The sequence below is a fragment of the Novipirellula galeiformis genome, assembly GCF_007860095.1.
In the GTDB taxonomy this organism is placed as follows: domain Bacteria; phylum Planctomycetota; class Planctomycetia; order Pirellulales; family Pirellulaceae; genus Novipirellula; species Novipirellula galeiformis.
Genome location: NZ_SJPT01000001.1, coordinates 872,595 through 885,110 on the forward strand (window position 1 = coordinate 872,595; position 12,516 = coordinate 885,110).

Below are 12,516 nucleotides of genomic sequence, written 5' to 3' on the forward strand. Positions count from 1 at the left end.
TTGCGGAGTCGCGCAGAGCGCTGGCAACCGCTTGTATCCCAATCGATTTCGCCTCGCTTCAGCCTGCTAAGCAGGTAGGCAGGAGTCTTTCGGTAGATTAGCCGTTTTGGCGTTAGCCACGGTTCAAGCGGTTCAACCGGGGCTAACGCCCAATGGCACTCACTTTGACGTTGGGTCTTCTGGATCGTTGGGTTTACTTTTCTTTTTTCGTTTCTGGAAGTGGGTGGTTTTGGGGCGGCGGGCGTAGGCTTCGCGTGGATAACTGCGGCCTGGGCGGTTGGGAAGCTTTTGCTGTGAGGCGTAGTGCAGCACGCGATCCAAACGTTCGATCCAACGACTGGGGGCACTGACTTCAACCCCCTGCAGCATGTGACGGTAGACAGACCACACGCCCGTAAAGCTTAATTCGCGTGGCTCACACTCGGCAATCACTGCGGCTTGGCGACGCAATTGGGTCGCTAAATTGTACGCTACCATCGACAAGGCGAACTCTTTGAGAAACATCTCCTTCGACTTCGCTCGGATCTCTTCGGTGCCGATCACCAGTTTGATGTTGCGGATGTCGACTTCGATATCGTTGCGTTTCCAGTACAGATCGCGCAGTTGCTTGGGCGTCGCATCGATATCCTCGACGAGGTAGAGGCTCTCTTCCCCGATCTTCAATTCATGGATCATCGCCGCTATGACACAGTCTGCTGGGAGGTCCGGATTGGTTACTCGTTCCTTGGCTGAAGGAGTCCAGGACACCCGGTAGCATTTCGAAGTGGTTGTCGAATGGATTAGCTCTGCCCGCTTCCGAATTCGATTGAATCGATCTTTCTTAAGCCGTAGAACAAAATTGTGTCCGTTCAAATGGGCGTGATAAGCAGTCGAAAATATTCCGTACCCAGCGTCGGCCATGATGATGGATTTAGCCGGGAGTCGCTTCATGAGAGTTTGAGCAAGCCGAGTTTCTGAGACGGCGTTTGGGCCATACATAGCTCCAATCTCTTCAGGCACTGCTGCACCGGAGCTAAGTTCATGTGCGAAAACCACATACGCAATTGGCCACACACTTTCGCCGTGTTGGTTGGAGGCGGGTGGGTAAGCGGCCTGAAGCTCGGCCACTGGAGCCAGTGTAAAGGTCGTTCCATCGATCAAGAACACACGCCGGTCACCCCATGTCGGCGCCGTCGAGTTAACGATCGACGACGCGACACGCTCTTGGAACCAATGAGCTGCCTTCAAGCTGAGCCGATGCCGTGCATCGCTGTAACTGCTGCTCTTCGTCGAAAGCGAACCCTCACGAAGTCGCTTGTTAGTCTTGAGTTCCGAGGGAGCCGTTTCGACAAAGTGGAGCACGGCATCTCGCAGACTCGCCTTGGGGTTAAGGCGTTGGAAGAGCATCAGCCACAGAACGACACTCGTTTTATAGACGGCCGCTGGCCCCAGCTCTTCAAACACATCGGCATCGCCGATGTCCGTCCACTGTTTGAGCAGTTCGAAAGCCGCACTAAGGTTCTGAGTTCTTGCATCGCTCGACATGGAATGGCTCTTTTTGGCAGTCAAAAGAAAACCAAACCGCTCGCGCAAATTCAGTGCCAATCACATGTGGTTGGGAGCATAATGTTCCTGGAATGTGAAAATGAGTGCCATTTGGCTAACGCCCAAGCGGCTAATAGGATTTCGCCCAATCATTCCTGCCTCACTGCTACCAGGCGAACAGACGCACCGGAAACGGGCGGCACGCCCAAAACGTTGAGTACACAAGCAACCATTGTGCGTTGAATAATGGTGCTTTGAAGATCTGCAGCTTATTTGGATCACCCAACGATGAGGAAGCCAAAGTCAAAACATCGATCGTAATTCAAAAATGCCTGTGTTTGCCCCGGGGGACCATTGTGGATGCGATCGAGATCAGGGGACAACTCCTCAACTTGTTAAATCGCACACCCTTCGCGGCTAAGGGCACGCAACGATTGCAGCAAATGTCGCAATGGAATTAGCACCGCTCACGCCCCAAAATCGATGGCTTACCACTCGATACGGAACTTGGCAGAAAATATGACGAAACCAAGTCAATGTAGAGCCTCGATACGTCTATGTGCAATGATTGCGGCAATAGTCTCGTTGTCCGCCGCGTTGGGCGTGATCGCACCGGCGGCAATGGCTGCTGAGCTACACGATACGATTGACCAACAGATTGCAAAGCGGGCGGGCGGCCCCGTTGCAGGTTTGGCAGGTGACGCGGAGTTTCTCAGGCGAATTTCAATTGATTTGACTGGCAAATTACCGACACCCACCGCAGCGAAGAAATTCTTTGCCGACCCCGACGCAGCGAAGCGAACCAAACTGATCGACCGACTGCTCGCTAGTGAGGACTTTCCCCGTCGCATGCAAGAGGCGTTCACATCGATGCTTCTAGAGCGGCGTAGCGATGCAAAGATTCCCGACGCCCAGTGGGAAGAGTATCTACGTGATTCCTTTGCCGCTAACAAACCGTGGGACCAACTCGTCAGCGAATTGTTGTTTGTCGACGAGGAAGACGAAGCGATTAAGCCGGCATCAAAGTTCTTCCTCGTGAGCGGTCGTAACGACGCGAATCTGAAGACCGAAGACGTCGCTCGATTGTTTCTTGGTCGCGACATTGCTTGCTCGCAGTGCCACGACCATCCCACGGTAAACGACTACACTCAAAGTGAATATTTCGGGCTGTTCACTTACCTGAAAGACAAGCCAGCCGAAGCAACGATTGAATTCGAGTCGGTTTTCATCTCGGGAAAGCATACAACCGGCCCGCGGCTGCCGGGCGGCGAAGAGTTAAAAATCCCCACCTTTGAGAAAGATCAACAGCAAGAAGCCGCCAAGTACCGTCCGCGAATGCTGCTTTCTCGCGACCTGCCCACCGCGGGCAACGAACCGTTCGTTCGCAATAGCGTCAACCGGTTGTGGTTTCTCATGATGGGACGTGGTTTGGTGCATCCGCTGGATCAGCACCATTACGACAATCCGCCTTCGCACCCCGAATTGCTCGACGCATTGTCCGCTGCGTTTGTCGCTCACAAGTTCGACATCAAGTGGCTGCTGCGCGAGATCGCCTTGAGCCAAAGTTATCAACGAAGTAGTCAACTGCCCGAGGGCGTCGCCTTGAAGGACGCCCCGCCGCAACTCTACCGCGTGGCGGTCCTTAAACCGCTGACTCCCGAGCAGATGTGTTGGTGCGTTCTCGGCGCGAGCGGCAATCTCGACAGGGTACTCAACACGCCTGCTCCTGAAAAATCAGAGTTCTCGCACTTCAGCTATATCAACGGTCTCATCGACCAATTTCCCGAGAACGTTCCCGAGGTGATGAAATTGTTCGTGGGCGTTTATGGCAATCCACCAGGCGAGCCCGAAGTCGACTTCACGCCGGCGATGGGGCACGCCTTGTTCTTAAAGAACGATCAAGGCGTACTCGAATGGTTGAAACCTCAGGCGGGCAACCTGGTGGAGCGGCTTGCAAAAATGAAAGATGCGGCCACCATTGCCGACGAACTTTACGTGAGCGTGTTAACGCGAATGCCAAGCGAGGAAGAAACCGCCGAAGTTGCCGCATACTTAGCTCAGTTCAAAGATCGCCGCAGCGAAGCACTGGGCGAGTTGGCGTGGGCGTTGCTTGCGTCGGCAGAATTTCGCATGAACCATTAAGCTGAGCCACTAAGCGTTGCGCGGAAAATAAGTGACGTGTTTCCCTGTAGCGGAAGTCGTCAAGACTTTTGTTTTTTTTCCAGTCAGGCCGAAACTCTTAACGCGTTTCGCTACGACAGTCATTGCTACGCAGAACTAAGCTAAGCGAGTCACCATGAGACACAACTACGCCTGCAACGGCGGCGGGCATGAATTCTCACGCCGTCAAATCTTGGGATCGTTCGCCGGGGCGGCCGCAGGCACCCTTGGGATGGGGACGCTGCTGCATCCTGCGCTGGCGGAAGAAATCAAATCGCAGGGCAAGCAAGTTCTGTTCATCTGGCTCGACGGCGGCATCAGTCAACTTGAAAGCTGGGATCCCAAACCGAACACCGAGTTTGGCGGCCCCTTTCGCTCGATTCCGACTTCGGTCCCAGGCGTGCACTTCAGCGAACTTGTTCCCGAAACTGCCAAGCGAATGGACAAACTGGCGGTCATTCGCAGCATGCACACCGTGGACCAGAACCATTCGACCGGCGTGCCCCGGGTGCAGCGTGGCGACCCCAAGAACCGCGGCGTCGACTATCCGTTTATCGGCTCGGCGTTATCGAAATTGATGAAACCGGTGGAGAACAATTTGCCGCCCTACATTCACATCAAACCCGGTCGTGGCGGCTACATGTACAAGGATGCTGGTTTTCTAGGGGCGAAGTACGGCGCGTTGGCTTTGGGCGACGGCAAACCACCGATTCATATTCATCGACCCCCTTCGATTGACGATGCGATTGACTCGGCCCGTGACGGCTTGCGCCGCAAAATGAACGAACGTTTTCGCAAACGCCGCACCAATTCGGAATTAGACGCCTACGAGTATTCCTATCAGGTCGCCGAGAAGTTGATGAAACGCAAGGAGTTGTTCGATGACTCGCTACTACCCGCCAAAGATGTTGAGCGTTACGGTTCGCATCCGCTGGGCCGGCACTTGTTGCAAGCACGTCGCTTGCTCGAGGCGGGCGTGCAGTTTGTCAAAGTGACGTCGTTCCACTGGGACACCCACGGCGACAATTTTAATATGCACTTAAATCTCGTGCCGCAAATCGACCGTCCGTTCGCAGCCATGATCGACGACCTCGAAGATCGAGGGATGTTGGATAACGTGTTGGTGGTGCTGATGTCCGAATTTGGCCGCACCCCGAAAATCAACACGCGGGTCGGTCGCGATCATTGGCCCGAAGCGTGGTCGCTCGTGCTGGCGGGTTGCGGCATCAAACGCGGTGTGGTCGTTGGTCAAACGACCGCCAACGGCGCCTGGGTCGATACCCAAGAGTACGATATTGGGCATTTGTTTCACACGATCTTCCACACCATGGGAATCGATGCCAACAAAACCGAGTATTTGCACAACGAACAACCGCTTCCGATCGCCCACGACGATCACCACAAAATTACCGAGGTGCTCGCATGATGGCTGAATCGAGCCTCCAATTCGATCCCACCAAAATCTGGGAATCACAGTCGTTTGAGCACGATCGTGTGTTGACGGTGTGCGCGTTTAGCCCTTGTGGAAAGTACGTCGTCGCCGGGGCGCGGCATGAAGATGTGCAACGTTGGCAACTCGAAAGCGGCGACCGCATGCCGTTGGTTGCACATCGTAGCTGGGTGATGGCGATGGCGTTTCATCCCGACAGCAAGCGATTGCTAACGGGCGACTACCACGGTGTGGTTCATTGCTGGAATTACGCCGACGCAAAACCAACGCCGTTGTGGACCATCCAAGACACCGGGCATGGGTGGGTTTGCGATTTGGCGATTGCTGCGGATGGTAAATATTTCGCAACCGCCGGCAACGATAAAATGGTGAAGTTGTGGTCGAGTGACGATGGAAAACCGGTTGCCGAATTTGCCGGTCACGAGCATCATGTTTTTAGTCTGGCCTTTGCTCCCGATAGTCAAACTTTCTATAGCGGCGATCTGCTGGGGATGGTTCATCAATGGAGTGTCGCAACCGGTAGTGTGCTTCGCACGCTGGACGCCAGTGCGCTGCACGAACGTAAGGAAAATTACCTTGCCGATGTCGGCGGTGTTCGTCGCATGGCGATCTCTCCCGACGGAAACTTGCTGGCGTGTAGTGGAATGACCGAAGCCAACGGCAACACGTTTTGCGTCGGCAAGGCGGCCGTGTTGGTTTTCGATTTGGCCACCGGGAAGCTCAAGCAGACGCTTCGTCCCAAGACAAAAATGGACGGCCCGCTCGAAGGGCTTTGCTTTCTACCGGACGGAACCATCGCCGCTCAGGGCCAACTGCTGCACAGCACGACCTCGATCGAATTCTGGAAGCCCGACACCGCAGAGCCCTTTCATGTTCTCAAAGCCCCCACCGGCTACAGTCTGCATCTGCATCCCGATCAACTTCGCCTCGCCTCCGCCTGCTACCAAGCGAACGGACGTACCGGCAACGGACGGCACACCGACAAAACGGAGTACACCAGCAACAACGGTGCGTTGAAGGTCTACAGCTTATTCGAACAACCAAACGATGAAAAAGCCAAAGGCAAATCATAAGCAGGTACGGCGAATAGAGGTCTTGTGGAATGAATTCCCCCAACCTGCATCGATCGAAATTCAATAACGCCTGCGTTTTACCGAGACAGCGACATTCGGTCCTGGAGCCTTTTCTTGGTTGGAGATTCCCTCACTCACGCCTCGGGTGACGATGCGAGACAAGTGATCCAGCCTCGATAATTCAAAAATTCAAAAATTCAAAAATTCAAAAGCCCTCAAAGTCCGAGGAGTATCCAGGAATCGCAGCCCCGATGTCGGTACAATCGTGAGGTCGTTTCTTTTCATGTGTATCGGCAAGAATGTGAGCGTCATGAACTACCCAACTCGACGGACGTTTCACGTTGTGATGATCGTGACCCTCGTGAGTACCGTGGTGTCGGTGCGCGGGGCGGCCGAGGAGGATTCGCCGACGGTTCTGAACATCGGTTCGCGGCGAGAACTGTTCGTCGATCGACACCTTGTCGGCGGGCTCAATGGAACATCGCTGAAATTGCACACGCCGCAGTTGGCGGCACCCGTCTCACCGGCTCGACCGCATGGTCACTATGCGACCGTGCTCAAGGACACGGACAAATTTCAGTTTTACTATCGTGGCGATACCAAGCCGGGTAACCACTGGAAGCAAGGATGGGAGCAGTATCATGAAGGCGAAGTGACGCTGTACGCCGAAAGCAAGGACGGCATCACTTGGACGTTACCGAAACTCAACATCTATGACGATCATCCGACCTTCCCGGCGGGCAACGTCGTGTTGATGGACGAGTTTCTGGTGACGCACAACTTCACACCGTTCATTGACACGCGGCCCGGAGTGCCGGCAGCCGAGCGATACAAAGGATTGGGCGGTTTGGCCTACCAACCTCACGCGGAGCATCTTGAGGTTCGGTTGCGCCGTGGCCCAGGCGGCCTAAAGGCGTATGTATCGCCCGATGGCATTCACTGGCGGCGACTGCGTGACGAGCCGGTCGTCCCCGAGGAGTGGGGCAAGTACTTTGATTCGCAAAACTACGCATTCTGGTCGGACTCGGAGCAGGCGTACGTTTGCTATTTTCGCCGCTTCATCAAGGGCTGCCGGGGGATCGCTCGAACCACGTCCCAGGATTTCCTGAACTGGACACCGTTCGTGGAAATGGAAGCGAATTTGCCGAATGAGCATCTCTACACGCCATGTACGCAGCCGTACTACCGGGCGCCCCACATTTACATCGCCCTCCCAACCCGGTTCATGGCAAATCGTGGCGCGGCGACCGACATTTTGATGATGAGCACGCGGGGAGGCGCGAAGTTTGATCGCGAGTTCACGCAATCGTTTATTCGTCCGGGGATCAGTAGCGCCGGGTGGGCGAACCGCGCGAATTACTCGGCGATCGGGATTCATGCGACGAGCCCGACGGAAATGTCGATGTTTTTGACCGGTGGTCGACGCTACACGCTGCGGATTGATGGTTTCGTCTCGGTCAATGCGCCATTGGCCACGGGCGAATTTATCACCAAAGTCTTGTCGTTCGAGGGTTCGGAACTGGAAATCAATTACTCGACCAGCGCGGCGGGTGAGCTACGCGTCGAGCTTCAAGACGCGGTCGGCAAACCACTCGACGGCTATTCGCTGGACGACTGCGAACCGATTTACGGGGACCATATTTCCCGCGTCGTCACCTGGAACGAGAGTGGCGATGTCAGTGCCTTGGTGGGGAAGCCGATACGAATCCGGTTCGAGATGTCGGATGCGGACTTGTACGCGTTGAAGTTCAACTAGGCGCAACTTCCGCAAACGGTCGAGTTGCAATTCGACGAACAACTCGCCTGGCAAGTACAGCAGATAGCTCGACCCCAGTTTGAGAATTCAGCAGGTGCTGCCCGCTTCGATTTTGCCCCTGGATCTCAGACCCCGCGGGCCGTCAATGTCATTGCCGGGGCTGATAAACCTCGCTGCCAAAGCCCAGGGAAACCTGACCACTGAATTCCCCAGTCGCATTGCGACGGTCCTGGATAGCTCCGCTGAACTTCGCTTCGAGCCTGCGGACGTAAAAACGCTCACCCGACGGAGTCGAGTGGTCTCGGCCATTTCGCTAGAGTTAGGCGGTAGATGCTGGCCGCGGTGCCGCGCGACTCGTGGCTGAAGACGCCGATGTTCAGCCCCGTGGAATGCGGCGTTAGCGACGGAAGCGACTGCGTGCATAATCGATGATCATCCACTGGATGACGACCAAGAGGAGTGGCGCCATAAAAAGGATGAACTGCGACGCTTCAGGTTTCTTGGCCCAGGCGGGGAAATTCGACTCCGCTGCGGTTAGCAACGCCATCACGAAAGAGGCGTTGAAAAATAACAGCACACACGTTACTGCGACGGAGCCCAGCGTTGCGGCGCATCCCAGCAACGAGGGGTTGGCGATTCGGCCCCTTGGATCGCGTGGATTCGAGGGCGGGTTGGGGGCTGCACTCACAAACTGGCTCGCAACGGTAGCACTTGGCTTAACAATAATGTCGCTACGAGTCCGGTCAGGGACAGCACGGCTAGCAACGGCGTCCAGCTGCGCAGCGACTCGCCTTCGGTCAGGCCCCCCATTTTAGTGAAGACCCAAAACCCGCTGTCGTTCATCCAGCTGCCCATCAACGAACCGGCGCCGACTGCGGTGGCGATGTAGACCATATTGTACTCTGGCTTCGCATCGCCGATGATCGCCGACATCATGCCGGCACCAATGATCATCGCTACGGTGCTGCTGCCCTGAGCGATTTTCAATACCGCAGCGATGCTCCATCCCAAGACAATCAACGCCATTCCGGCGCCGCCTTGGTTTTCGAACGCTTGTTGGATCGTGTCGCTAATGTTGGTAGCGGTCAACATCGATCCGAACGCACCCCCGGCTGCGGTGATCAGGATGATCACGCCGCCACTCATCAGCGATTCTTCTACGTCGGCGGCCAGCTCTCGCCATGACAGGGTACGTACGATTTTCAGCGTCAACATTGCGCAGATCGCCGCCAACATCAAGGCAAAGTTCGGGTTGCTCCAGAGCGTCAATGAACTTGCAAATTGACGTTTCGGGGTGTCCCATTCGTGCTTCTTAATCAGCTCAGGAAAGGCGTCTTCGAGCAGGGCGCGATTCATTCGCCGACGATCCACCGGTTTCATTCGCAATTGGTTGGCGTTGATATGGGTTTTAGCCACGTCCGACAACGCGACGCCGAGAAACGCTTCCTCGGAATAGATGTCGGCGTCCAGGAGCACTTCATTGAGCAGTTCCACCACCTCGATTTTTGCCGCATCGCTCATCGCCGGTTGGGTTAACCGTTCCGCTTCGGTTTCATTGAGCGTTCCGCTGGCGAGGATACGACCGGCCGGCGAGTTGGGGGCCGCGTTTGATAATTCGTTGGCGAGGGCGTCGAAGTTTTGGATGTCGGTGATGCTGAGCAGCGCGCGGTCTTCGCGATCGGCGACCGTGGTGGCTAAGGTCCCGGCGCCGATCAAAACGACCGGTAACAAGACCGGCAGCAGGGCAATCCACAGCGAGGGCAATTGGTCATCGAGCAGCGGTTTGTGCTTGTTTTCGTTGGCGCTCAAGGGACGCATGACCACCGGCGTTTTGTTGTCGACGACGATTGAAAAAATCAGCCCCACGATCGCTGCAGGAATGGCAACCAAGGTGCCCACCAGCATCATCATGCCAATGTCGACGCCCAGGATGGAGGAGACGAGCAATGGCCCCGGGGTGGGAGGGACAAGCGTGTGAGTGATTGCCCCGCCGGTGGCAATTGCCATCAAGTAACGAAGGTAGTTTTTGTTGGTGCGGCGGTGCAAACTTCGAGCGAGGGGCACGAGCAGATAAAAGACCGTGTCAAAGAAGACGGGGACGGCGAGCACAAATCCGCTCACCATCAATCCCAGCGACGCTTTCTTTTCGCCGGTGACATGGACGGCACTGCGGACGATGCGGTCGGCCGCGCCGCTGTCGAGCATGCACTTGCCAATGATCGCTGCCATTGCGATCACAATGCCAATGCTTCCCGCCGAGCTTCCAAATGCGGAAACGACGGCATCCATGCGAGCTCCCGCTGATCCCTCCCCGTTTATCCCGACCAACAAACTGACGATCAGCGCGGAAAGGATCAGGGCCAGAAACGCATTGAGTTTTAGCCCGATGATCATCCCCAAGACCGAGAAAATCCCCACCGCTAGAACGATCACGGGAGTCGGGTCCAATCCCGTCGCGGTGCTCAAGTCGGCGGACGAGGGGATCGATTCGGCGTTGGCAACCTCTTCGGCGATTGGCACGGCTTGAGCGATTGCCGCGTGCGAAAAGAGGCCATTTGAAACGAAGCAAAGTGCCAACGCGATGAGCAACAATAAAGGGGGAAAGCGTAGGGGGCGCGTCATGCGGTAGCCGTGAAGAAAGAAAGAGGTCGAGAAGCAGGAAGTAAAACAGACCGTAATTCTAGTCTGTTTTTCATGGCTCGTGGGGTGGGGTTGGGGGTGAGGTTGGAGGGCCGAAGGGGACGCGGAAAATGGTTCGACCGCATCGCAAACCGCCGCTGGTCGGCACCTCCGCCGGCTGCGAATGACGGCAAGTGTCGTTCGATCCAGCCTAAGAGCATCTTGGAAATGGGGGTGGGAACCGGCCCTGCGACCGATCTAAGAATGCCCTAGCCCGTGATCGGAGGTTTTCCCGAGAAACGTCATTTTTTGGGGGGTGACGCTCGATCGCCTCCGCCATCCAACGCAATGCGGGACCTCAAAGGCGAAGTGCATCTGTAAACGCGGCAACCGCATGCCGCCTCGTCAAAACCGACCTGGACGCTCTATGATGTGGGTCTTGGAATAACCTTCTTGAATCCCACAAGCGATGAAGTGAAACCGATGACCCAGTACCGTACCGAACACGATTCCATGGGCGACGTCCAAGTGCCCGCCGACGCCTATTATGGAGCTCAGACTCAACGCGCCGTTGAAAATTTTCCGATCAGCGGTTGGCCATTGATGCCGTCGATGATCTCGGCGATGGGATTGGTCAAGTACGCGTGTGGAGTTGCCAACCGCGATCTTGGGAAATTGACGGGCAGCGGGAAAAATCCACTCTCGGATGCGCAAGTCGAGGCGATGTTGCAAGCGGCACAAGAGATTGCCGATGGACAATTCGCAGATCAGTTTCCAATCGACGTTTTTCAAACGGGATCGGGAACCAGCAGCAACATGAACCTCAACGAGGTGATCAGCAGTCGTGCGACCGAGATCGCCGGTGGGGATCGTCTGGGCACCGAAAAATTGATCCACCCCAATGATCATGTGAACATGGGGCAGAGCACTAACGATACCTTCCCTACCGCGATCCACGTGGCGACGGCGATCCAGATTCAAACCAAATTGCTTCCCGCGCTTCGCAAAATGCACGCCTCGCTTGCGGACAAGGCGAAGCAGTGGGACAAGATCATCAAGATTGGTCGCACCCATTTGATGGACGCCACACCGTTGCGTTTGGGGCAAGAGTTTGGCGGGTTTGCTCGTCAATTGGAATTGTCGATTTCGCGAGCCGAAGCGGCGCGTGACGCAGTGTTGGAATTGGCGGTCGGTGGCACCGCAGTCGGCAGCGGCATCAACACTCACCCCGAATTTGGTTCGCGTGTTGCACAGGAGTTGGCGTCGAAAACCGGTGTGGCGTTTGTCGAAGCGGTAAATCATTTCGAAGCCAATGCGACACGCGATGCGTTGGTCCATTCCCACGGTGAATTGAAGTGCATTGCCCAGACCTTGTTCAACGTGGCGAACAGCATTCGTTGGCTTGGTAGCGGACCACGATGTGGATTTTTCGAAGTGCAATTGCCCAGCCGCCAACCGGGCAGTTCGATCATGCCGGGTAAAGTGAATCCGGTGATGTGTGAGTCGATGATGCAGTTAACGGCGCGAGTCATGGGCAATGACACTTGCATGACGTTTAGCGGTGCCGCGGGTGGCAATTTTCAATTGAACATCATGATGCCCGTGATGGCGCATTCGATCTTGGAATCGATTCACTTGTTGTCCAGCGGAAGTGAAGCGTTCATCGAATTTTGTCTCGATGGGATGGAAGCCAATGTCGAAGCGTGTGAAGCGTCGGTCGAGAAAAGCTTGTCGATGTGCACCAGTTTGAACCCGTTGATTGGCTACGAGCAAGCCGCGAAACTTGCCAAAGAAGCTTTTGCTTCGGGGCAAACGATTCGCGAATTGTGTCGTGAAAAGGGCATTTTGCCCGAAGACACCCTGACCGAAGCACTCGATCCATGGAAGATGACCGAACCGCAGGCGTGATTGACGTTCTGCTATGCTGTTGGTGA

At 55.6% G+C, this 12,516-nt stretch carries 8 protein-coding genes; 5 read left to right on the top strand and 3 right to left on the bottom strand.

What is annotated here, in order from left to right; translation table 11 throughout:
• Positions 1-159: 159 nt before the first annotated feature.
• Positions 160-1,524: an IS4 family transposase gene (locus Pla52o_RS03095; RefSeq protein ID WP_146593087.1), complete on the bottom strand. Its 1,365-nt coding sequence runs from the start codon at positions 1,522-1,524 to the stop codon at positions 160-162.
• A 564-nt stretch (positions 1,525-2,088) separates the two neighbouring features.
• Here Pla52o_RS03095 and Pla52o_RS03100 point away from each other — a divergent pair.
• From Pla52o_RS03100 to Pla52o_RS03115, 4 genes are all read left to right on the top strand, one after another.
• Positions 2,089-3,666, top strand: a complete 1,578-nt coding sequence (locus Pla52o_RS03100; RefSeq protein WP_197168964.1) for a DUF1549 domain-containing protein — start codon at positions 2,089-2,091, stop codon at positions 3,664-3,666.
• A gap of 154 nt (positions 3,667-3,820) precedes the next feature.
• Entirely contained in the window at positions 3,821-5,110 is a 1,290-nt protein-coding gene (locus tag Pla52o_RS03105; protein WP_146593089.1) for a DUF1501 domain-containing protein, read from the top strand.
• On the top strand, positions 5,107-6,207 hold the full coding sequence (locus Pla52o_RS03110) for a WD40 repeat domain-containing protein (protein ID WP_146593090.1): 1,101 nt from the start codon (positions 5,107-5,109) through the stop codon (positions 6,205-6,207). The genes Pla52o_RS03105 and Pla52o_RS03110 overlap by 4 nt, the downstream gene beginning before the upstream one ends.
• Before the next feature lie 310 nt (positions 6,208-6,517).
• Entirely contained in the window at positions 6,518-7,963 is a 1,446-nt protein-coding gene (locus tag Pla52o_RS03115) for a hypothetical protein (RefSeq protein ID WP_146593091.1), read from the top strand.
• Between the two features lie 397 nt (positions 7,964-8,360).
• On the opposite strand, the gene Pla52o_RS27300 is transcribed toward Pla52o_RS03115, so the two are convergent.
• Both Pla52o_RS27300 and Pla52o_RS03120 read right to left on the bottom strand, forming a co-directional pair.
• Positions 8,361-8,651 (bottom strand): hypothetical protein, encoded by a 291-nt coding sequence (locus tag Pla52o_RS27300; protein ID WP_231612051.1) that lies wholly within the window; start codon positions 8,649-8,651, stop codon positions 8,361-8,363.
• A complete protein-coding gene (locus tag Pla52o_RS03120; protein WP_146593092.1) occupies positions 8,648-10,585 on the bottom strand; it encodes a GntP family permease in 1,938 nt (645 codons plus the stop codon). Before Pla52o_RS03120 ends, Pla52o_RS27300 begins: the two co-directional genes overlap by 4 nt.
• 480 nt (positions 10,586-11,065) lie before the next feature.
• Between Pla52o_RS03120 and Pla52o_RS03125 the strand changes: the two genes are divergently transcribed.
• Entirely contained in the window at positions 11,066-12,490 is a 1,425-nt protein-coding gene (locus Pla52o_RS03125; RefSeq protein WP_146593536.1) for a class II fumarate hydratase, read from the top strand.
• The last annotated feature ends 26 nt before the right edge of the window (positions 12,491-12,516 follow it).

Bases quoted from the DNA above. Each gene is read 5' to 3' on its own strand.
- Pla52o_RS03105 (WP_146593089.1), top strand. From the start codon at position 3,821: ATGAGACACAACTACGCCTGCAACGGCGGCGGGCATGAATTCTCACGC.
- Pla52o_RS03115 (WP_146593091.1), top strand. From the start codon at position 6,518: ATGAACTACCCAACTCGACGGACGTTTCACGTTGTGATGATCGTGACC.
- Pla52o_RS03095 (WP_146593087.1), bottom strand. From the start codon at position 1,524: ATGTCGAGCGATGCAAGAACTCAGAACCTTAGTGCGGCTTTCGAACTG.
- Pla52o_RS03110 (WP_146593090.1), top strand. From the start codon at position 5,107: ATGATGGCTGAATCGAGCCTCCAATTCGATCCCACCAAAATCTGGGAA.
- Pla52o_RS03100 (WP_197168964.1), top strand. From the start codon at position 2,089: ATGATTGCGGCAATAGTCTCGTTGTCCGCCGCGTTGGGCGTGATCGCA.
- Pla52o_RS03120 (WP_146593092.1), bottom strand. From the start codon at position 10,585: ATGACGCGCCCCCTACGCTTTCCCCCTTTATTGTTGCTCATCGCGTTG.
- Pla52o_RS03125 (WP_146593536.1), top strand. From the start codon at position 11,066: ATGACCCAGTACCGTACCGAACACGATTCCATGGGCGACGTCCAAGTG.